Origin of the sequence: Pseudomonas sp. ADAK13, assembly GCF_012935715.1 — a bacterium.
In the GTDB taxonomy this organism is placed as follows: Bacteria; Pseudomonadota; Gammaproteobacteria; order Pseudomonadales; family Pseudomonadaceae; genus Aquipseudomonas.
In genome coordinates this window covers 7,265,375-7,287,418 of the sequence record NZ_CP052860.1, presented here as the reverse complement: position 1 = coordinate 7,287,418, position 22,044 = coordinate 7,265,375, and the positions used below count along the sequence as shown (strand labels likewise).

General features: G+C 63.2%; 17 protein-coding genes. 7 read left to right on the top strand and 10 right to left on the bottom strand.

Annotated features, from left to right (window positions below):
* Window positions 1–43: 43 nt before the first annotated feature.
* Window positions 44–2,278, bottom strand: coding sequence for a TonB-dependent receptor (locus tag HKK54_RS33425; RefSeq protein WP_169389220.1), 2,235 nt, complete (start codon window positions 2,276–2,278; stop codon window positions 44–46).
* A gap of 230 nt (window positions 2,279–2,508) precedes the next feature.
* Between HKK54_RS33425 and HKK54_RS33420 the strand changes: the two genes are divergently transcribed.
* Together HKK54_RS33420 and HKK54_RS33415 are read left to right on the top strand one after the other, a co-directional pair.
* Window positions 2,509–4,866: a DNA polymerase II gene (locus HKK54_RS33420; RefSeq protein ID WP_169389219.1), complete on the top strand. Its 2,358-nt coding sequence runs from the start codon at window positions 2,509–2,511 to the stop codon at window positions 4,864–4,866.
* 72 nt (window positions 4,867–4,938) lie between these two features.
* Window positions 4,939–5,517, top strand: coding sequence for a GNAT family N-acetyltransferase (locus HKK54_RS33415; protein ID WP_010166626.1), 579 nt, complete (start codon window positions 4,939–4,941; stop codon window positions 5,515–5,517).
* Between the two features lie 15 nt (window positions 5,518–5,532).
* On the opposite strand, the gene HKK54_RS33410 is transcribed toward HKK54_RS33415, so the two are convergent.
* Window positions 5,533–5,748: an AbrB/MazE/SpoVT family DNA-binding domain-containing protein gene (locus HKK54_RS33410; RefSeq protein WP_003208231.1), complete on the bottom strand. Its 216-nt coding sequence runs from the start codon at window positions 5,746–5,748 to the stop codon at window positions 5,533–5,535.
* Between the two features lie 70 nt (window positions 5,749–5,818).
* Between HKK54_RS33410 and HKK54_RS33405 the strand changes: the two genes are divergently transcribed.
* The 5 genes from HKK54_RS33405 (at window position 5,819) to HKK54_RS33385 (ending at window position 11,265) form a co-directional block, all read left to right on the top strand.
* Window positions 5,819–6,439 carry a glutathione S-transferase N-terminal domain-containing protein gene (locus HKK54_RS33405; protein WP_169389218.1) on the top strand — a complete coding sequence of 207 codons (621 nt, stop codon included), beginning with the start codon at window positions 5,819–5,821 and terminating at the stop codon, window positions 6,437–6,439.
* A gap of 164 nt (window positions 6,440–6,603) precedes the next feature.
* Window positions 6,604–7,185, top strand: coding sequence for a DUF4174 domain-containing protein (locus HKK54_RS33400; RefSeq protein WP_010166633.1), 582 nt, complete (start codon window positions 6,604–6,606; stop codon window positions 7,183–7,185).
* Between the two features lie 103 nt (window positions 7,186–7,288).
* A complete protein-coding gene (locus HKK54_RS33395; protein ID WP_029615745.1) occupies window positions 7,289–7,801 on the top strand; it encodes a sigma-70 family RNA polymerase sigma factor in 513 nt (170 codons plus the stop codon).
* A complete protein-coding gene (locus HKK54_RS33390) occupies window positions 7,801–8,760 on the top strand; it encodes a FecR domain-containing protein (protein WP_010166637.1) in 960 nt (319 codons plus the stop codon). Before HKK54_RS33395 ends, HKK54_RS33390 begins: the two co-directional genes overlap by 1 nt.
* Before the next feature lie 84 nt (window positions 8,761–8,844).
* Window positions 8,845–11,265, top strand: a complete 2,421-nt coding sequence (locus HKK54_RS33385) for a TonB-dependent siderophore receptor (RefSeq protein WP_050543193.1) — start codon at window positions 8,845–8,847, stop codon at window positions 11,263–11,265.
* An 18-nt stretch (window positions 11,266–11,283) separates the two neighbouring features.
* Here HKK54_RS33385 and HKK54_RS33380 read toward each other — a convergent pair whose 3' ends face one another.
* From HKK54_RS33380 to HKK54_RS33345, 8 genes are read right to left on the bottom strand one after another with little or no spacing between them, the layout of a single operon-like run.
* Window positions 11,284–12,348 carry an acyltransferase family protein gene (locus HKK54_RS33380; RefSeq protein WP_169389217.1) on the bottom strand — a complete coding sequence of 355 codons (1,065 nt, stop codon included), beginning with the start codon at window positions 12,346–12,348 and terminating at the stop codon, window positions 11,284–11,286.
* 15 nt (window positions 12,349–12,363) lie between these two features.
* Window positions 12,364–13,779, bottom strand: a complete 1,416-nt coding sequence (locus tag HKK54_RS33375; RefSeq protein WP_169389216.1) for a lipid II flippase MurJ — start codon at window positions 13,777–13,779, stop codon at window positions 12,364–12,366.
* A gap of 2 nt (window positions 13,780–13,781) precedes the next feature.
* Window positions 13,782–15,209, bottom strand: a complete 1,428-nt coding sequence (locus tag HKK54_RS33370) for an O-antigen ligase family protein (RefSeq protein WP_169389411.1) — start codon at window positions 15,207–15,209, stop codon at window positions 13,782–13,784.
* Window positions 15,210–15,211: 2 nt separating this feature from the next.
* Window positions 15,212–16,315, bottom strand: coding sequence for a glycosyltransferase family 4 protein (locus HKK54_RS33365; RefSeq protein ID WP_169389215.1), 1,104 nt, complete (start codon window positions 16,313–16,315; stop codon window positions 15,212–15,214).
* Complete coding sequence (locus tag HKK54_RS33360; protein ID WP_010166648.1) at window positions 16,306–17,523, bottom strand: glycosyltransferase family 4 protein; 1,218 nt, start codon at window positions 17,521–17,523, stop codon at window positions 16,306–16,308. The genes HKK54_RS33365 and HKK54_RS33360 overlap by 10 nt, the downstream gene beginning before the upstream one ends.
* Window positions 17,524–17,531: 8 nt before the next feature.
* Entirely contained in the window at window positions 17,532–18,860 is a 1,329-nt protein-coding gene (locus HKK54_RS33355; RefSeq protein WP_169389214.1) for a GH39 family glycosyl hydrolase, read from the bottom strand.
* A complete protein-coding gene (locus tag HKK54_RS33350; protein ID WP_010166650.1) occupies window positions 18,850–20,040 on the bottom strand; it encodes a glycosyltransferase in 1,191 nt (396 codons plus the stop codon). The genes HKK54_RS33355 and HKK54_RS33350 overlap by 11 nt, the downstream gene beginning before the upstream one ends.
* Window positions 20,040–22,031, bottom strand: coding sequence for a GumC family protein (locus HKK54_RS33345; RefSeq protein ID WP_010166651.1), 1,992 nt, complete (start codon window positions 22,029–22,031; stop codon window positions 20,040–20,042). The genes HKK54_RS33350 and HKK54_RS33345 overlap by 1 nt, the downstream gene beginning before the upstream one ends.
* Window positions 22,032–22,044: the final 13 nt, after the last annotated feature.

Below are 22,044 nucleotides of genomic sequence, written 5' to 3'. Positions count from 1 at the left end.
CAAAAGGGCTGAAAACAGATCTGCTTTTCTGTAGGAGCTGGGGTTAGAAGTCGATGCTGGCCGACAGCTTGGCCACACGCGGATCACCTTGGGTCAGGTAGCCGCCGAGTGCCGATTCCCAGTACTTGGTATTGGCGACGTTCTCCACGGTGGCGCCGAGGGTGACGTCACGCTGATCCACCTTGAAGGTGTAGCGCGCGCCCACGTCGAAGCGGTTCCAGGTGGGCAGGCTGAGGGTGTTGGCGGCGTCGGCATATTGGCCGCCAGTGCGTAGCATGCGGCCGTTAACCGTCACCCCTTGCAGTCCCGGTACATCCCAATCCACGCCGGCATTCAACTGGAAGGTCGGTACGCCGATGGCGCGGTTGCCGTCGTTGGCGCCGTTCTGGGTGCCGTGGACTTCGGTGTGGATGATGGTTGCACCGCCCAGCAAACGAAGGCCGGCGATCGGTTCGCCGAAGACGTTGAGCTCCACGCCTTTGTTGACTTGCTCGCCCTGGCGAACATAGGTGGCGCTTAACCCGTCGGCGCTGAGTTGTGAGTAACCGTCGGTTGGTTGCTCGATGCGATACACGCCCAGGGTTGCGCCATAGGTACCCATGTCGACCTTGACCCCGGCTTCGGTCTGTTTCGAGCGCGCCGGGGCGTAGGCCTGCCCGGCGTTGCTGATGGGGGCGGTGCCGGCGGTCTGAGGCGCGGTAGGCCCCTGTGCCAGCCCTTCAATATGGTTGGCATAGAACGACACATGGTCCCACGGCTTGAACACCAGGCCATACACCGGTGTAGTGATCGACTTGTCGTAGTCGGCAGTGCGAGTGCCGGTGCCGTAGGCAAAGCCCTGAACCACCAGTTCCTGGCGGCGCAAACCGGCAGTCACCAGCAAGCGATCATCCATAAAGCCCAGGGTATCCGAGACCGCCGCACTGCGGGCGAAGGTCTTGGCGGTGATACCCGGGTCGTTCAGGTCGCCGCCCACCGAGCCGCCCTTGACCGGCTCGGCAACGTCCACCGGGTTATAGATATTGCTGGCGTGGCCGGTGAAGTCGAAGTCATAGGCGTTGCGCGTCTGGGCCCAGATGCCGGTCAGCCCGAGGTTCAGCTTGTGGCTGACCGAGCCGGTCTGGAACTTGCCGTTCAGGCCCGCCATCAGGCTGGTGTTGTCTTCCTGGTGGGCGATGCGCGAGCCGCTGACGGTGGCATTGCCCAGGGTGTCATTCAGGGTGACCGACGAGTAACGGCCAATCTCGTTGGTGTGTTTGGCGCCGCCAGCGATGTAGGCCGTCCAGGTGTCGTTCAGGTCGTACTCGGCGCGCAGCATGCCGAAGGTGTCTTCCAGGCTGCTGGTGCCCCAGCTCGGCGCGTAGTTGATGTCGGCCGACGGCGCGTTGGGGATGTGGGTCAGGTTCTGGCCGAGCAATACGGTGTTGCGCCCGCCATTGATCTGCTGTTTCGAGTAGACAAAATCCCCCGACAAGCGCAGGGCGTCACCGCGATAATCCAGGCCAACCGCAAACAGCTTCGAGCGCTGGCTCTCGTCATCAATCCCGGTATCGCCTTCACGCTGGGAAATATTCACCCGCGCGCCAAACCGGTTGTCTTCACCAAAACGCTGGCCGATGTCCAGGTGCTCGCCGACCCGGCCATCACTGCTGATGTCGGTGCTGAAACGGCGCAACGGCACATCATCGGCGCGTTTGGGTTGCAGGTTCACACCGCCGCCAATCCCGGAGCCGCCGGGCGTCACGCCGTTGATAAAGGCGTTGGGGCCCTTGAACACTTCAACCCGTTCCAGGGCGTCGGTGGACATGATCTGGCGCGGCAGGATGCCGTACAAACCGTTGAACGAAATGTCGTCGCCATTCAGCGGCAAGCCACGAATCACAAAGGCCTGGGCCTGGTTCGCATAACCCGACGCCTGGCGCACGGACGAATCGTTGAGCAGCACGTCGCCGACGTTTTCGGCCTGCTGGTCGCGGATCAGTTTTTCGGTGTAGGAAGACATGCTGAACGGCACGTCCATGATGTCCTGGTTGCCCAGCACACCCAGTTGCCCGCCACGGGCGACCTGGCCGCCGGCGTACACCGGGGGCAGGGCATTGGGCGTAGGCGCGTCGGCACTGATGGTGGTGGCGCCCAATTCCAGCGCCTTGCCGTCCTGACTGTTGTTCGCATCCTGCGGGGTTTCTGGAGTTGCGGCGTGAGCGGCGAGGCTCAGGGAGCAGCAAAGGGCGAGCAGGGTAGGGCGAAACGGCACAGCCAAACGGGTGGAAGTGGGCATGGTCGATCCTGACGGCGAACCGTCACTGTGAGGAAAAGGGCAACAACGTTGCGCGTCCTCGCTGCGCGGATACGACTCCGGTGCGAATGATAGTAATTGTCATTAATATTCTGCAACAAGTTTGTGAGGTTGCGGTCTCCGTAGGCGTAGGTCATTTCCGTTAAATCGTCGCGCCTTGTCACAGGCCGAGTAGAATCACGCCCTGAAAGTGATTCTTGAGGTGTGGCAAGGTGGATTTACAGCAGGGGTTTGTCCTGACCCGGCATTGGCGCGACACCCCGGCGGGCACGGAGGTCAGTTTCTGGCTGGCCACCGATCAAGGCCCAAGGTTTGTGCGCTTGCCGGTGCAGACCTCCGTGATGTTCATCCCCCAGGCCCATCGCAAGCCCGCCGAACTGCAACTCAAGGGTGAGCGCGGCATCGAGTGGCGCGACCTGGCGCTGTGCGATTTCCACCATCGCCCGGTGCTGGGCCTCTACACCAAACAGCATCGCCAATCGATGGACCTGGAAAAACGCCTGCGCAAAGCCGGCATCGACGTCTACGAAGGCGATGTGCGCCCACCCGATCGCTACATGATGGAGCGCTTCATCACCGCACCGGTGTGGTTCGGCGGCACGCCGGGCGAGGGCGGCATGCTGGTGGAGGCGCAGATGAAACCTGCGCCGGATTACCGCCCGCCCCTCAAGCTGGTATCGCTGGACATCGAGACCACCGCCCAGGGCGACCTGTATTCCATCGCCCTCGAAGGCTGCGGCGAGCGCCAGGTGTACATGCTCGGCCCACCGAACAAAACCGACGCGGTGGACTTCAAGCTCGACTACTGCGACACCCGCGCCGAACTGCTGGAACGCCTGAACCAGTGGCTCGCCACCCATGATCCCGACGCGATCATCGGCTGGAACCTGGTGCAGTTCGACCTGCGTGTCCTGCACGAACATGCGCAGCGCCTGAACGTGCCGCTGTTGCTCGGCCGTGGCGGCGATGCCATGGGCTGGCGCGAACACGGCAGCCGCAATCACTACTTCGCCGCGGCGGCCGGGCGGCTGATCATCGATGGCATCGAAGCCCTGCGGTCGGCGACCTGGAGTTTTGAATCCTTCAGCCTGGAAAACGTCGCCCAGACCTTGCTCGGCGAAGGCAAATCGATCTCTACGCCGTACCAGCGCATGGACGAAATCAACCGCATGTTTGCCGAGGACAAGCCTGCACTGGCGCGCTACAACCTCAAGGACTGCGAGCTGGTGACGCGGATTTTCGAGAAGACCGAGCTGCTGAAATTTCTCCTGGAGCGGGCCAGCGTCACCGGCCTGCCGGCAGACCGCAACGGCGGTTCGGTGGCCGCGTTCACTCACCTGTACATGCCGCTGATGCACCGCCAGGGTTTCGTCGCGCCGAACCTGGGAGACAAACCGCCCCAGGCCAGCCCCGGCGGGTTTGTCATGGACTCGCGCCCGGGCCTCTACGAATCGGTGCTGGTGCTCGACTACAAAAGCCTTTACCCGTCGATCATCCGCAGCTTTCTGATCGACCCGGTGGGCCTGATCGAAGGCCTGCGTCACCCCGAAGACAGCGAGTCGGTGGAAGGCTTTCGCGGTGCGCGGTTTTCCCGTACCCGGCATTGCCTGCCATCGATCGTCGCGCGGGTTTCCGAAGGCCGCGAAGTGGCCAAGCGCGAACACAACGCGCCGCTGTCACAGGCCCTGAAGATCATCATGAACGCCTTCTACGGTGTACTCGGTTCCAGCGGTTGCCGCTTCTTCGACACCCGGCTGGCGTCGTCCATCACCCTGCGCGGCCACCAGATCATGCGCCAGACCCGCGAACTGGTCGAAGCCCGGGGCTATGAAGTGATCTACGGCGACACCGACTCCACCTTCGTCTGGCTCGGCAGCGCCCACTCCCAGGAAGACGCCACGCGCATCGGCCTGGACCTGGTGCAGCACGTCAACACCTGGTGGCGCGAACGCCTGCAGAAGGAGTTCGGCCTGCAGAGTGCCCTGGAGCTGCAATACGAAACCCACTTCAGCCGCTTCCTGATGCCGACCATTCGCGGCGCGGAAGAGGGCAGCAAAAAGCGCTACGCCGGGCTGGTCACCCGCGCCGATGGCAGCGAAGAAATGATCTACAAAGGCCTGGAAACCGTGCGCAGCGACTGGTCGCCCCTGGCCCGGCAATTCCAGCAGGAGCTCTACCGTCGGATCTTCCACCGCCAGCCCCATCAGGATTACGTGCGCGACTACGTGCGCCGCACCTTGAGTGGTGAGCTCGACGAGTTACTGATCTACCGCAAACGCCTGCGCCGGCAACTGGGCGACTACGAACGCAACGTGCCGCCCCATGTGCGCGCCGCGCGCCTGGCCGACGAATACAACGACCGCCAGGGCCGCCCGCGCCAGTACCAGAACGGCGGCTGGATCAGCTACGTGATCACCGTCAACGGCCCGGAACCGCTGGAAGTGCGCCAGGCACCGATCGACTACGACCACTACGTCACCCGGCAACTGCAACCGGTGGCAGACGCGATCCTGCCGTTTGTCAGCGACGACTTTGGCACCCTGGTGGGTGGCCAGATGGGCTTGTTCTAAAACGGCTTGCCTTGCAGTGGCCAGAGCCTGCAATCTTGGCCACTGACGACCACCAGACGGCGCAGCACTCCCATGACTGAAATCACCCTGACCGGCACCACGGTCGAACTCCGCCCCCTGCAACGCGAACATTCGGCCGCCCTGGTACAGGCCGCCGCCGACGGGCAATTGTGGAACCTGAAGGTGACCAATGTGCCGGGCCCCGACACGGTCGACAAGTACGTGGACATCGCCCTGGCCGGGCGTGACGCAGGCACCATGATGCCGTTTGTGATCGTGCGCCGTGACACCGGCGAGGTAGTGGGCAGCACCCGCTTCTGGAAGGTTGATCGGGTCAACCGCAAGCTGGAGATCGGCCACACGTTTATCAGCCAGTCGGTGCAGAAGTCCGGGGTCAACACCGAGGCCAAGCTATTGCTGCTGACCCACGCGTTTGAAGTCATGGACTGTGTGCGGGTGCAGTTCACCACCGATGAACTGAATGAGAAATCCCGGGCCGCGATCCTGCGCCTCGGTGCGGTACAGGAAGGGATCGTGCGCCACGAGCGCATCATGCCCGATGGCCGCAAGCGCAACTCGGTGCGCTTCAGCATCATTGATCCGGAATGGCCGCAGGTGAAGGCGGGTTTGCTGGCCAAGCTGGCTTACTGAGGGTTGCCGCAAGCCTCAGGGCTTGTGGCTCAACTCCTCCACCAACTCATCCATCCGGTCGGCGATTTTCGGTGTGGTCGACAACACAAAGCCTTTCTGCGTGCCCACATAGGTCTCGACGATATACAGCGTGTCGCCCACATCCAGCCCCAACTCCTGCAAGGCTTCGTCTGGCAGGCGAATGGCGCCGTCGCCGTCCCAGTCTTCGATCGTGACGCGTTTACTGTGCATGATGGCTTCCCGTTGAACGATTGAACGGCCTAGCCTAACACCTCAACCCACTGCCAGGAGGCTCGGCACCGTGTACACCCTTTACGGAACCCAAGGCACCGGCTCGTGCATCATCGAAGTCGCCCTGCAGCGTTGCGGTGTTGAGTGGCGTCAGGTTGACGCCTGCTCCTGGGAGCACAGCGCGGGCAGCGAGGCCCTGGCGCGGATCAACCCGCTCAAGCAAATTCCTACCCTGCAACTGCCCGATGGCAGCGTGTTGACCGAAAGTGCGGCGATCCTGATTCACCTCGGTCTGCAATTTCCTGCCTCCGGCCTGCTGCCCCAGAAGCCTGCCCAAGTCATTCGTGGCCTGGTGTACATCGCGGCCAACTGTTATTCGGCGATCGGCATCATCGACTACCCGGAACGCTGGACCGACAGCGCCGAAGCGCAGCAGCATGAACAGCTGGTCAGCGGCACCCGTCGCCGCCTGCATGGGGCCTGGGAAGTGTTTGCCGATCAATTTGCCGATCAACTGTTCACCCCGGCGCAGGGGCTGAATGCACTGGGGATCATGGCTGCGGCGGTGTCGCGATGGGCGGGAGGGCGTGAGGCGCTACAACAATCGCGGCCTGAGTTCGTCCGGGTGCTGGCACAGGTGGATACCGACCCCGGCGTAGCGCCGGTGTTTGCCCGACACTGGCCGCGGTGAGCAACCGCAATCAAAAGAAACAATGAGGCGTAAGGTGGCTAAACGCCTTGCTTCGCGGGCGTCCTGACCTACGCTTTCTGAAGTTGTCGTAGGAATCATCCTTGAATTTGACTGTCGCAGACATGAAACTCAAGAACCCTGCATGGAATTCAAAGGAGGTGTGCATGCTCATCCGGTCGCTGACCCTGGCTACCTTGATGGCTTTTACGGGGCCGCTGCTGGCCGCGGATGATCTCAATCCGCTCAAGCAGGACCTGGGCAAGTCACGCCCGTTGGTGGTGGTGGAACTCGACTCCGGTAACCCGACGTTGGCCACCCTCAAGAAACAGCTGGACGAGCCTGCCAACAAGCAGTCCTTTGAAGAGCGCAACATGGTGCTCTACACCGTGTCCTTCGGCAGCATCGGTGCCGAGGGCGAGAAGTTCGCCAAGGACGCAAAGGACAACAAGAAGCTCGCGCCGCCTGAAACCAACGCGCTGATCCGCGCACTCAAGCTGGGTGCCGGCAGTGGCACCAAAGTGATTCTGGTGGGCAAGGACGGCGAGAAGAAACTCGAGAAGACCGTGCCGCCGGACACCCTCAACCTGGCGGATTTCTTCAGCGCGATTGACCAGATGCCCCAGGCGGAAAAGGACCTGGCTGCCCCGGCCGAGCCTGAACCCGCGGCCCCGGCGGCTGCCAAGCCTGGCGCCAAGGCCGGCAAGAACGCCAAGCATCCAGCGCCCCAACCGGCACTGGATGATTGAACACCCGCAAGTGGCCGCCAGCCGGCCCTTGCGGTAGAAACTTGCAGCGCTGGCGTCATGAGTCATATGATAAGCGTTATCATTTGCACTCTGCGCGCCTTTCATGTCCCCGACTCCTGCGACAACTCCCACTGACCTGGCCACGCTTTACCAGCAGCAACACCGCTGGTTGCAGCAGTGGCTGTGGCGTCGCTTGAATTGCTCGCAGAGCGCCGCCGACCTGGCCCAGGACACCTTCCTGCGCTTGCTCGCCAAGAACCAGCCGCTTGAAGTCCTGGCGCCCCGCAGCTTTCTGGCCAAGGTCGCGCAGAGCGTGCTGTCCAATCACTTTCGCCGGCAAAAACTCGAAAAGGCCTATATGCAGGCCCTGGCCCTGTTGCCGGAAGAGTCGGCCCCCAGCGCCGAAACCCAGTGGATCCTCCTCGAAACCCTGGCTGCCCTCGACGAAGTACTCAGCCGCCTGGCGCTGCCGGTGCGCCAGGCATTCCTCTGGTCGCAACTCGATGGCCTGAGCCACGGCGAAATTGCCGAGCGCCTCGGCGCGAGCATCACCACGGTCAAGCGCTACATCGTCAAGGCCGGCGCCCAGTGCATCCTGCTGGACAGCCAGCGCTGATGAAACCTTCGCCACTGTCCCTGGAGGCGGCCGAGCAGGCCATGCATTGGCAACTGGAATTGCAATCGCCGGATGTCAGCGAACAGACCCGTGCCGCCTGGCTTGCCTGGCGCCAGCAAGACCCGGCCCATGAGCTGGCGTGGCAGCATTCGCAACGATTTTTTCAGCGCATGCACGACGTGCGTGCGCCGGCTCACCAGGCCTTGGTGAATGCGGCACTGCTGCCGGCTTTGTCGCGGCGCCGGGTGATCAAGAACCTTGCGCTGCTACTGGCAGCCGGCAGCGTGGCATGGGCGGCCCGGGATACACCCTTGGTGCAGCACTGGACCAGCGAGTACAGCACCGGTGTCGGCGAACAATGGCGTATCGACCTGGCGGACAACACCGAAGTCCAGCTCAATACCGACACGGCCATCGACGTGAAATACACCGAGGACGTTCGGCAGATCAGCCTGTTGCGTGGCGAAATCCTGGTGCTGCCCAACCCGGCGGATACGCGCCCCCTGTGGGTAAAAACCGCCGAAGGCCTGACCCGTGCCACCGCCAGTCGCTTCAGCATTCGCCAGCGTGGTGGCTTCACCCAACTGGGCGCCGACCAGGGTGTGCTTTCGGCGCAAATCCCCATGGGCACCATCAGTCTGCAACCCGGGGAAATCATCAGTTTCGACGCTAACACACTGCTGGCTCGCAGGCCCCAGCGCGACGGCGAACTGGCTTGGAGTCGCGGCATGCTGGTCGCCCAGGGGCGGCGCCTGGAAGACTTCCTCCATGAACTGAGCCGCTACCGGCGTGGCCACCTGGCCTGTGATCCGGCCGTGAGTGACCTGCGGGTGTCCGGCACATTTCCGTTGGGCGACACCGACCGCATCCTCACGACACTGGGGCAAACCCTGAAGCTGGACGTGGCCCATTTCACGCGTTTCTGGGTCACCTTGAAGCCGCGCCGTCATGCGGTCTGAATTTATTTTTTGCCCGAGGGTGGTCCGTTTGCGTTTCTCACGAGACTCGTATCCCCAGAAGCCAACTTTACTGGGGAGCAAGGTATGCAAGCGCGGCAACCGATACGTACAACATTGAAGAAGACATTGGCCGTTGCAGTGGTTCGGGGCATTGCCGGCCTGACCATGGCAGCACCGGTGCTGCTGGCGCCGGCGTGGGTACAGGCGGCTGAGCAATACAGGTTCGATATCAAGCCGGGTTCCCTGGCGGGTGCGCTGAACCAGTTTGGCCAGGTCACGCATATCCTGCTGTCGTACCCGGCGGCGCTCACCGAGGGTAAGACCAGCGCCGGCCTGCAAGGGCTGCATGACCTGGACAGCGGCCTGGCGATCCTGCTCGGCAGCACCGACCTGCAAGCCGTACGCGGCAGTGGTGAAAGCTATTCCCTGGAGCCGCGCCCCACCGGCGGGGCCTTGCAACTGGGCACCGTGTCAATCTCCGGCAAGGCCCCGGGCTCGACCACCGAGGGCACCGGCTCCTACACCACCCAGTCCTCCAGCAGCTCGACGCGCCTGAACCTCACTCCCAGGGAAACCCCGCAATCGCTCACGGTGATGACCCGCCAACGCCTGGACGATCAACGCCTGAGCACCCTCAGCGATACCCTCGACGCCACTCCTGGCATCATCGTATTGCGCGACGGCCTGGGCTCGGAAAGCGACGGCTATTTCTCCCGGGGGTTTCAGATCCAGAACTTCGAAATCGACGGCGTGCCCACCGTCACCCGCATGGACAACTACACCCAAAGCATGGCCATGTACGACCGGGTGGAAATCGTGCGCGGCGCCACCGGTCTGATCAGCGGCATGGGCAACCCCTCGGCCACCATCAACCTGATTCGCAAACGCCCGACGGCGCAAGCCCGGGCCAGCGTGACGGCCGAGGCGGGTAACTGGGACCGTTATGGCAGCGGCTTCGACGTGTCCGGCCCGCTGACCGAGACCGGCAACGTACGCGGGCGGCTGGTGGCGGACTACAAGACCGAACACGCCTGGATCGACCGCTACAAACAGGAAACCCAACTGCTCTATGGCATCACCGAATTCGACTTGAGCGAAGACACGTTGCTGACCCTGGGCTTCAGTTACCTGCGCACCGACGTCGACTCGCCGGCCCGTTCCGGCTTGCCCACACGCTTTGCCGATGGCTCGCGAACCAACCTCGGCCGCTCGCTGAACACCGCGCCGGCCTGGTCCTACAATGATCACGAACAAACCAGTTTCTTCACCTCCATCGAGCAGAAGTTCGATAACGGCTGGAGTGCCAAAGCCGAATTCACCCACAGCGAAAACCAGTTCGACGAGGTCTTCAATTACGTCAACGGTTCCCTCAACAGTGACGGCAGCGGCACCACCCAGTTGCCGGTGCGTTTCTCGGGCACCCCGCGTCAGGACAACCTCGACCTTTATGCCACCGGGCCGTTCGACTTGCTGGGGCGCGAGCATGAGCTGATCGCCGGTGTCACCCTGTCCAAATACCGCGAAAGCGTGCCCAGCTATGGTGGCTGGCACTACGACTATTCCGGCTCGCCGGCGGGCGCGATCGACAATCTGTTCACCTGGGATGGGCATTCGGCCAAGCCTGACTTCAACGTCACCGGCAAATCCTCGGCAGACGAGAGCCAGTACGCGGCGTACCTGAGCACGCGGCTGCGGGTCACCGATGACCTCAGCGTGATCCTCGGCAGCCGGGTGATCGACTGGAAGCGTGAAACCCGGGACCGGCCGTATGTGGGCGATGCGACCCGTACCGATGAATCGCAAACCGGGGTCTACATTCCTTACGCCGGGGTGGTGTATGACCTCACCGAGCACTGGTCGGCGTACGCCAGCTACACCAAGATTTTCAACCCCCAGGCGACGTGGGTGCGGGACATCAACAACAAGCCCCTGGAACCGATGGAGGGCAAAGGTTACGAGGTGGGGCTCAAGGGCAGCTTCTTCGATGAGCAGCTCAACACCAGCTTGGCCTTGTTCAAGCTGGAACAGGACAACCTGGCGATCTGGATCGATACCCCGGGCGGCAATACCTATCGCAACGAGAAAGGCACCACCACCGAAGGCGTGGAGCTGGAACTCAGCGGTGAACTCGCCGAAGGCTGGCAAGCCTCCGCCGGCTACGCATACGCGGTGAGCACCGATGCCGACGACAAGCGCATCGTCACCACCTTGCCGCGCCAGAGTTTGAAGACCTTCACCACGTACCGCCTGCCGGGTGATTTGAACAGGCTCACCGTGGGCGGTGGGGTGAACTGGCAGAGCAAGGTGGGGGAGGACCTGCACACCTTCAGCCAAGGCAGCTATGCGATCGCCAACCTGCTGGTGCGCTACGACATAACGCCCAAGCTGAGCACGTCGGTCAACCTCAACAACCTGTTTGACCGGGAGTACCTCAGCTACGCGGGCAACCACGGGATGTATGGTGCGCCGCGTAACCTGATGACCAGCCTCAAGTACGACTTCTAGGGGCCGCAGGCCTGGGGTTTATGCCCCAGGCTTTTCCCCGGCCACCACCGGCGCCTTGCGCACCGGGAACGGGAAGTAGAAAAACCGCAGGAACGCTACCCGCTTGATCACTTCGCCGATCATCAGCGGCACCACCACCGCCACCACCAGCCCGATAAACGCCGCCGCCACATCCGGCAAACCCAGGTGCTGCAGCAGGGCAATGGTCTTGTGCTGGATCTCGCCGTGGAAAATCAACAGGATCAGTGTCGACTGTCCGATGTAAGTCATGGCGCGGGTCAGCACCGCAGACGTCATCATCAACCCGGCCAGCGCCCAGCAGATGTACACACCGATTACCGCCAGGGCACTCGTCCACAGCCAATGGTCATAGCGCCGTTGGGCCAGGTCCATGGTGTCCCAGGTCGGGATGAAAATCGCGAAGTACACCACCAGCGCCACCACCATGCTCAGCAGCGAACTCTGGTGTTTGCGCAGAATGTCCCGCAGCAGGTAGCCGAGGATGAAATAGGTGCTGCTGATCAGCGTCACATCCAGGCTGAAGGGCAGCCCCGGCATCGTCCAGGTCTGGCCGCCAACGGTGATCGGTACCTGCCAGAACCAGTCCAGGGTCCAGACCCCCAGCAGCAACTGCACGCCCACCACCACGCAACTCCACACCAGGGACAGGCCCAGGCGTTGCATCAGCCGCAGCATCACCCAGCCAAACAATATCGCTACCCAGAAGTGCGGCAAAAACCACAAGGCCTGCCACGGCAGGGTATCCACCGAGGCGTAGAGCACGCCACCAATGTCGGGCAGCAGCGGTTGGCCGCGCAGGATGTCGCGCACCAATACGTACACCAGCATCGTGGTGAAGAACGGCTTGAGCAGGGCATCGGCCTTGCGCACCGCCATTTCAACAAACGGCTGCTCGGGCTTGAAGAACACCCCGGAGAGGAAGAAGAACAGCGGCAGGATGAAGACCGCGAGTATCGGGTACAGCAGGTTCGGGGAATGCTCCACGAACCAGCCGTGCCCGAACACGATGATCAGGATGCCAATGCCCTTGGCAATATCCATTTGAATCCAGCGTTTTTTCACCTGACTGCTCCCACTCTATAAATCTGCCTTGCGCCACGGCTTGAGCCACAGGCCCATGCCCAGCAACACCACGGCCCCAGCCAGGGTGCTCAACCCCAGCTGCAGCCAAATACCTTGAATCCGAAACAACACCAACGCGGCCAAACCCATCACCAGCCCACTCAACACCCAGTGCCACTTCCAGGGCAGGGCGCCGAGCAAGCCCTGGCGTTGCATCAACAGCAACGCGGTGCACAGCACCCCGGCGAGGGCGGCGATCGGGATGCCCGCCAGGCCAAACACAAACGGCAGCACACCCAGCAGCAATACGTTCACCAGGCTCCCCAACAGCTCGCAACGCAGCGGTTGGCGGGTGTCGCCAGCGGCATAGGCATAGCGCGCCAGCAGGGCATTCCAGGCGCCGAACACCAGCGGCACGGCGAACCAGGCCAACAGCAGCGGCAACGGCGAATCCACCGACTGCGCCGGCAGCAGCAACGCCACCAGGCTTGGCGCCGCCGCCACCAGGCCGACGCCGGCCGGCAGGGTCAGCAGGCTGGCGGTTTCCACGCCGCGCTTGAGCAGGGCCAGGCGCTCATCGCCCTGGCGGCGGCTCATCATGCCCAGCAGCACCTGGTTAAGGCTCATCAGGGCAATCAACGGCAAGTTCATCAGCTTGCGGGCCAGGTTGACCCAGGTCACCGCGCCTTCACCCAGCAAGGACGCCACCAGCCGTTCAATCAACGCCAAACCCTGGCTGGCGCCGTTGCTTAAAAGCAGCGGGCCTATGCGTGCGCCCAGCTCGCGTAATTCCAGTGTTGAAGCCCTCAGCCGCCACGGCCGCCAGCCCAGGCGCAGCATCGACGGCAACAGCGCCAGCGGCATCAGCAGGCTGCCGGTGAGGCAGGCCAGTGCCAGCGAGTGCGGTTGTGTGGCGGTACCGGCGAGGGCGAGGTAGGTCACCGGTGGCAGGTTGAACAGCAACGAGCCGAGCCCCGCGACCACAAAGCGCTCGTTGGCCTGTAGCGGGATACTGAACAGCGCATGCAGCATCAGCCCCGGCACGCTCCAGGCAAGAATCTGCAAGTTGCTGCTGGCGAGGCTGGTGGCCGTCGCCGCCAGCCCCGGGCCGAGCAGTTGCACCAGCCATGGCGCCAGCAACGTCAGCAGCAGGCTGGTCACCAGGGCGATCAGCAGCAGCGCCGGGAACAACACCGCCAGCCAATCCAGGCGCTCGCCGTCCTTGCGTTGCAGGTACAGCGGCAGGGCGGCGGCACTCAGCACGCCCCCGGCCAGCGACATGCGCAACGCTTCGGGCAAAAACAGCGCGATCAGAAACGCATCGCTGCGCTCGCCCGCACCCCAGGCCGCCACCAACAACCACTCACGGGCAAACCCGAGGCACAGCCCCAGCAACGTCGCCAGGGTCAACCAGAACGCCGATCCCAGCATGCCTAGGGCCCGACGCTATCGAGCACGGGCTTGCGGTAGGACACGGTCTTGGCCTTTGGCAGGCGCGCCGGAAACAGCCGCCGCGCCTCCAGCACGTTGATCCCCACCATCAGCCAGAACAGCGCAATCATCACCAGGGCGAAGCTGAAGTAGTGGTCAAAAAAACCGCTGACCAGTGCCGACAGAATCCCCGCCGTGCTGCCCAGCCAGATCGCGTTGTCCTTGGTCAGGCGGATCGGGCCGATCTCCGGCCGGGACTCGCGCCACCAGCGCCAGGTTACGGCGATAAACAGCAGCATGCTGATCACGCCGGTCTTGTAGACGAAGTTCAGCCACAGGTTGGAGATCCCCAGCAAGTGCGTGCCGGGTACCGGAGGGTCAACCTTGAAGCCGATACCCAGCGGGTAGCTGGCCACGGCCTGAGGGAACATCCGGTATTCGTCGAAGCGCACTTCGGTACTCGCGTTCTGCGCCGAAAAGATCGTCGCCAGACGTTCCTGCAGCGGTGGGTACGACAGCACCAGCGCCACGGCCAACGCCACGCCGATCATCAGCAAACGCCCGGTGTAGGGCACCCGCCGCGACGCCATCCAGATCAGTACCAGCGCCAGGCTGACCATCGCCCCCCGGCTACTGGCCAACAGCAGGGCTGCCGCACCCAGGCAGGCAACGCCCAGGCCGAGGCCGCGTTTCCAGCCGGTGTTGGTGATGCCGTAGCAGAACGCCAACGGCAGCAGCAGCGCCATGATCCCGCCGGTGGCATTCGGGTGCATCCATGGCGAACCCATCCGCGAGGCCATGGCACCCAGGCCCAGGGACAGGGTGTCGAGGCTGCCGTAGTTCATCAGGGTCAGGATCGGCAACATGCCCGAGGCGGAGCGCGAGCGGATAAATACGCCGATGGACATCACCAGCATCGCCAGGGTGCCCAGCAACAAGGCGATCACCAGGGCTTCGCGGTTCTTCTGTTCAACCAGCAGCTTGGCGGCGAGGAACAGCACCGACAGGTTCAGCAGCCAGCGCAACCAGTTCGCCAGGCCGCTGGCCTCGGCAGTGATGCTGACCTGGCCGACGATAAACGGCACCACGGTGAAGATCATCAGCCACATCAACATGCGGTCGGTAGGGCGCCGCGACAGCGGTGGCGCAGCCGGCAGGCGCGAGAGGAAACCGTGCCAGATCACCGCCGCCCAGGTCAGGGCGATCAGCGCTTCGCTGACCGTACTGCGAATCCCCAGGTTGAGGGTGGAGTAGGGCATGAACGTTGCCACCAGGGCGAACAGCAGCAGTCCCCAGAACGGGAACCGCAAAATCGTCACGGCAGCGGCCAGGCCGATCACCGCCAGCAAGGCCTTGACCGGGGAAAGGAACAGGATCAACCCACCAAACAGCAGGCCGAAGACGATGGCGACGAGGCTACCCAGTGAGATTCTCAATTCAATTCCTCGATCAGTTCGGCCAGGCGCCGACGATAGGCCTGGTGGTTGAAGCGTTCGGCCCAGCTGCGTAACTGTTCAGGTGGCTGTTCAACGGGTTGGTCGGCCAGGTGCAACATCAATTGCACCAGGGCTGCACCGTCGGTGGGTGAAAAACGTGGCGCCAACGGAGGGGTGATTTCGTCCAGCGAGGTACCGCTGGCCACCGCAACCGGGGTGCCGACACTCAGGGCTTCGATCACCGGCAAGCCAAACCCTTCCGCATAGGAAGGCTGCCACAGGCGCGAGGCCTTGCGGTAGAGGCCGTGCAACTCGGCGTCGGATACGCCGCTCAACGCGCGTATCCCGGGGTAATTGCGTTGCGCTTCGGGCAAATGTTCCAGGCTGCCCACCAGCACCAGTTCAGGCACGCTCGGCGATTGGCTGCGGGCCTGGTGCCAGGCGTCCACCAGGAACGGCACGTTCTTGCGCAATTCCCGGGTGCCCACCAACAGCCAGTAGTGCTCGGGCAGTTGCCGGGCCGTGAGGTCCGCCGGCAGTCCGGTAAAGCCGACCACCTGATTGGGCAATACGCGAATCTTGCCCGCCGCTTTGGGAAACAGCCGCACCGTTTCATCGGCACTGTACTGCGAAGGCGTCCACACCCGGTCTGCCGAGTGCACTGCATAGGTGATCGACGCGCGATCGCTGGCCTTGTAGATCAGCGCCTTCAGGCGATTGGCGTGGTAGTTGTCCAGGGTGATCTGAAACAGATCATGCAGCAGCACCACGGTGCGCAGGCCTTTGGGTTTGGGCGGCAGCGGCAGGCCCATGTTGAAGGTGCTGATGTATACATCGATACGCTCATCGCGCAGGGCCTTGGGCAGGAATCCGGCCTCGAAACGCAGGCGCTGATGGGGCTGGTGCATGGCGGTCTTGGCGCAACCCCAGTCCGGGCAATGGGCATTCAGGCGCAGCTCATCTCCGAGCGGCGCGACGCTGAAGCGCTCAAGCTCGATGCCCGGCATGGCGCGCAGGGCATCTTCCAGGGCGTACACCTGGCGGCTGATGCCCGATTGCGGCGAGGTGCCGACGGTGCGGTAATCGAGGCCTACGCGCATGCCGGCTCCTTTTGGCTCAGGGGCGACAGTTGTGCGTACACCTGCTCCAGTTGGCTGGCGGCGACACTCCAGTCATGGGCGCGGCGCACATAGGCGCGACCGGCTTCGCCCATCGGGGCGGCCACTTCAGGCTGTTGCAGCAGGCGCACCACGGCATCGGCCAGGCTGTCGGCGGTCTGGCCGCCGAGGTAGTCCAGGCCTTCCACCAGGTCCAGGCCAGACACGCCCTGGTCGGTACTTGCCAGCGGCAGGCCGGCGGCCAGGGCTTCCAGCACCTTGAGCTTGGAGCCGCCGCCATGGCGCAACGGCGCCAAAAACACCGAGCAGCTCGATTGCAGGGCCAGCAGGTTGGGCACAAACCCTTGCCACTCGATGCGCCCGTCTTTCCAGCGTTCGCGCCAGCTTTCGGGCATGCCGAAGCCGCACACGCTCATGCGCGCATCGGGGCAGCGTGCCCAGACCTTCGGCAGGATTTCATCCAGGGCCCACTCGATGGCATCGACGTTGGGCGCGTATTCGTAGTTGCCCAGAAACAGCACACGGCGGGTCGTCGGGTCGGGGCGGGCGGCGGCAAAATGCGCGCAATCCACGCCATTGACCACCACCGGTACCGGCTTTCCGGCAATCTGCGCCAGGGTCTGGGCGTCAGCGTCAGTCACGGCCACCACCTGCGCCGCCTGGCGCATGACCCGGTGTTCCCAGCGGCCGTAGCGCCATTGATCGTAGCGAATGAACGGCAGCGCCCAGCCGGGCAGGCGGTCGTAAGTAGCGGCCCCGAGGGACGATTCGACATTGTGTTCGGTCAGCACAAACGGCTGGGAGCGACGGGCCAATGCATCTTCGTAAGGCTGGAAGGTGTAGGTGTGTTCGATCTGCACCACGTCCCAATGCTCGGCCAGCAAGCGCTCGAAGGTGTCCTGCAGCTCACCCGACAGGCCATTCACACTGGCCAGCAACGGGTACGGCGCAAACAGCCCGGCCAGCAGGGTTTTCAGGCTGCGCAGCGGGCGGCGCGGCAGGATGATCACGTGCTCCAGGAAGGCTTCCAGTACCTGGCGATCCGTCAGCGACACCGGGTGTTTGTCATGCAACAGCAAGGTGATCCGGTGCCCGCGCGCAGCCAGGCTGCGCAACAAATGAAACTGGCGCGTCTTGCCGCCGCTGGTAGCGGGCCAAGGCGAGTAGGGCAGGATCCAGAGGATGCGCATGGGTGGCTTCAATCCCATAACAGAATTTGCAGGTTCGGCTTGACCGGTACGTCCAGGCCATTGGTGCCACTCAAGGGTGTTTCGGTGCCGCGCAAGGGGTCATACAAGGTGGCAGTGGTCATGCCGGGCAAGTGCGCGTTGCCGCCACGGGCCGACCAGAAGAACCACACCTTGCGCCCGTCGGTACGGGTCCAGCCGATGCTGAACAGGCCGTCGGGCAACTGGTCGGCGGTGGGTGGGTCGGCGGGGGTCAATTTTGGCCCGCTCACCTGGAGGAAATTCTGCAACGCGGTATAGGACGGCTTGGGGTTGGTGTCGATATCCAGCAAGCCGTAACTCCGGTCGCGTACGCTGGCGCGCTGGTCCAGGTCGCTCAGGGTGAACAGGAAAATCTTGTCGAAATCCAGCGCGCTCATCAGCGCGATGCGGCGCACGATGTAGTCGGCCTGGCCTTGCGGGGTGATGAAATCCTGGACCTCTTTCGGGCCTTTATAGGTCGACCAGCCCCACTCGGTGCTCCACAGGGTCGTCACCCCGGCAGCCCGCAGTTTCTGGTTGAGGGCGCTGGTCTTGGCGACAAAGTCCAGGGTCGACGGGGTGTTGCCCTCGGGCAATTGGGTATAAGGGTGATACGACATGACAGTATTCAGGCTCGGCACGCCCAGTTGCAGCAGCCCGTCGAGCATGTTCTGGCCATTGGGCATTTCGCTGAAGAACGCCATGCCGGCGGCCACCACCGGCTTGCTCGGGTTCACCACCCGCAGCGCGGCAGCGGTGACTTGCAACAGGTTGGCGTAGCCGGCCGGGTCGGCGACGGGGCGCCAGAACCCCAGCAGGTTCGGCTCGTTCCACACCTGCCAGGCTTCCACGCTGGGGTAACGCTGGGCCAGCAACGCCATGCGGTTGGCGAAGATGTTCGGGTCTTTGGGCGGGAACTGGTCCTGATACGGCGAGGAGGCCGGCGCAGTGGTGGCGAACTTCGCCGAGCCCACCAGGTAGAACACCGACTTGATCTGGTTCTGTTGCAGCTTGTTCACCAGTTCGTCGAGGGTCGCGACGTTGTACTGGTTCTCGGCGGTTTCCAGCTGGTCCCAGTGCAGGTCCAGGCGCACCCATTCCAGGCCCAGGGCCTTGAGGCGGTCAATCTGCTTCTGATAACGCTCGGGGCTGAACCACAGGAACTGCGCGTTCACCCCCAGGAAATCCTTCCACACGATCTCTTTGTTGCTCTTGAGCACATGGCTCTCGGCGTCGGCCGGGCGGCCCCAGAGAAAGGCGGTCAAACCCAGTGCGGCGACGACCGCCAGGGTGGCCAGGTAAGTCCGTTTACGTGCCATGGTTGCCTCCTGCAATGGCGTGTTCAAACAGGCTTGCGAACTTCTGTGCGGTCAACGGCCACAGCCGTTCACGGCCAATCGCGGCGGCACGTTCGGCCCAGTCCCTGGCCCGTTGCGGGTTGCGCGCGAGCAACAGCAGTTGTTCGCTCAGCGCAGCCACGTCGCCTTGTGCATAGATGGCGCCGTTGCCGGTGGCTACTTCCTCGGCAAACGCCCGGGCATCGGACGTAATCGCACCGCGCCCGCAAGCCGCTGCCCACGACAGCGCGCCGCTGGTGCCGCGCTGGCGGCCCAGCAGGCCGAGTTTTTTCGATTCGCGATACGGCAGCACCATTACATGGTGCGCCTGGATCGTCTGCGCAATGTCGCTGGCCGGTAAATTCAGCCGCCAGTCGATGGAGCTTGCCAGGCCGAGTTCGGCGATCTGGCTTTTCAACTGCTCCAGGTAATTGCCGCCCGCGCCAAACGCCATTTCGGCGGCAGTGCCACCGGCCAGGGTCAGGCGCACACGGTCACGCAATTCGGGGGCTTTTTCGAAGACGGCGGCCAGTGCCTGCAACAGGTCTTCGATGCCTTTGCCACGGTAGATAAAACCAAAATACAGCAGGTGCAGCGTGTCCAGTGGCGGCAACGCCACGGGCGCAATATCCAGGTTGGCGTGGTTGATCACCGCCACCTTGCCAGCGGGCAATTGCATGCGCGCCGTCAGGCAGTCGGCGCCCAGGCGGGTGAGGGTCACCAGCCGGGTCAGCCCCTGGGCGACGTGACGTTCTTCGCGCAGGGTCAAGGGATCGGCCAGCACCACTGCCGCCTGGGGCAATGGGCTGGGCAAGGATTCCAGCAGGTTCAGCGGAAAGGGCAATTGCTCGCGCCGCCAGACCATGCGTTCCGGGTCATGCACCGTGGCCGTCAACGGCAGGGCAGGGAAGGCCTTGCGCAACTCGCGCAGGGCCAGAAACTCCCCCAGCCGCCCACCGCCCAGCTCGGCGTGGACCAGGTCAACACCCTGCCAGTCGAAACCGGCAAGGGCTTGCTTGATCGACGCCGTGCTGCCGACCACACCCGTCAAGGGTGTAGCCACCTCGACGCCCAGTTGCTCCAGTGCCGTCTTGAAGTGGTTCGCGTAGTCGGCGATCCCGTTCTTTTCCGGTGGCAGGGGAGCGAGCAGGGCAATGCGCATCAGAACGAACCCCGGTACTTGGCGATGGTTTTCAGCACCTTGACCGGCACCTCGAACTTGCGGCGGTTGATGATGATGCCATCGACCTTGCCGAACGCCGTGGTGAGGATCGACAGCGCGTGTTCCACCACCGGCACCGTGCTTTTTTGCGCTTCCACCACCAGTGCAATCAGGTCGGCACGGCGCAGGTTGATGAACGCATCGCGGTTGTCCAGCAACGCCGAGGCATCCAGCAACACCACCTGGCCCGGAATCGCGGGCTCAATCCCGCCGACCCGCACCCGCACGCCGTTCTCTTCCAGCAACTGGCGCAACTGCTCGACGATAAAGCTCACGCCTTCACCATGTCGCGCGGAGGTCAGCCCCAGGGTCAGGCCCTGTTCGGCAATGCGCTCCAGCGGCAGCAAGCCGTACAGGCGATAGATGCTCGCGTTGAAGGCGTTGGTGCTTTGCGCGGTGCTGGTGTCCAGCTCCGGCAGCGTGGTCCACAGCGGCAGGCCGAACTTGCCTTCCACCAGGCCGCCGTCGTGGATCCGTTGATCCAGCAGGTAGCACAGGTAGATCACCAGCAGCCCCACCACGATCGAGAACGGGATCGCCAGCAACAGCATCAGCAGGGTTTTCGGGAATACGCGCCCAGGGTTCAGGGTGGCTTCTTCGATCACCGCGATGTTACTGATTTGGCTCTTGTCCAGTTCACGGTCGATCCGCGATTTTTCCAGGCTGTCCACATACAGCGCGTAGTTTTTCTCGGTGCCGTTCAGCTCACGGGCCAGGCGCGCCAGTTCCGGCTCAATGGCCAGGGCCTCCTTGCGTTGGGCTTCCAGTTCCGTCAGTTGTTTTTGCTGTTGCACCAACTGTGTACGCAGGGACTGGTTGCGGCTGGTCTCATCCAGCAGTACCCGTTGCAGGTGGATTTCCAGGGTGTTCGGCGCGCGGTTCTCGGAGCTTTGCACCGTGTCGCTTTCACCGGCCACCTGGGCCTGCATGGCACGGATCGAGGCGTCCAGGGCTTTGACCGGCGGCGCGTTATCCGTGTAGGTACGCATCATGTCGGCCTTTTCCAGAAGCTTCTGGTTCAGCAGGCGACGCAAGTCTTGTTGCTGCGGGTTCAGCGCGATCTGGCGAACCGTGGTCACCTCTTTGGGCTGGCCCTTGAGTTGGTCACGGGTGCTCTGCAACGCCACGTCGGAGGAGGCGATCAGGCGAGTGGAGTTGAACACTTCGCCACGCAGCACGTTGATTCGCTCGGACAAGTCTTCCAGGCGATCAGTGATGCTCGACGCGCCGATCTCGTTCAAGTGCGTAAGGATCTGGTCCTTGTAGCTCTTGATCTGGGCAGCGCTGGAAGACACCTGGCCTTCATAGAACGCGTACAGGCTCTTGCGGCCCAACGCCTGGGTGCGTTCGTCGATGTAGGTTTCGACCCAATCCTTGACCACCGCCTGGGCGATTTGCGGGTCATCCCAGCGGAAGCTGATGTCCATCACCGTAGAGCCGACGGCGTGGGTCACTTCGAAGTTTTTCTCCAGGCTTTTCGCCAGGCGTTCCACCGGGGTGGTTTCTTCGACGATCCCGACGGTTTCCAGCACCACTCGCACACCGTCAAACACGGCACTGATGCCTTTTTTGACGTACCACTTGGTGCGCTTCCACACGCCTTCCGGCGGCTGCATCTTGTCCATCACGTCCAGGTAATGCTCGGCCACTGCCCGTACGATAGGACGCCCGGTCAGCAGGCGTTCTTCGTCGACAATCGGGTCGCGCTGGGTGCTCGGCATGACGATTGGCTGACGGTTGTCGACCTCGATCGGCATCGTCGAGTCACGGCCCGGTTTGACCAGCAGTCGCGCGGTGGATTCATACTTGGCCGGCAGCAAAAACGCCCCCAGCAAAATGATCACCAGCGCGGCAATCGCCGCCAGTTTGAACTCGTGCTTGAAGATGAAGAACAGACGCAGAAGATCACGAAAAGAACGGATCTCGATCATGGGATGTCGCTCC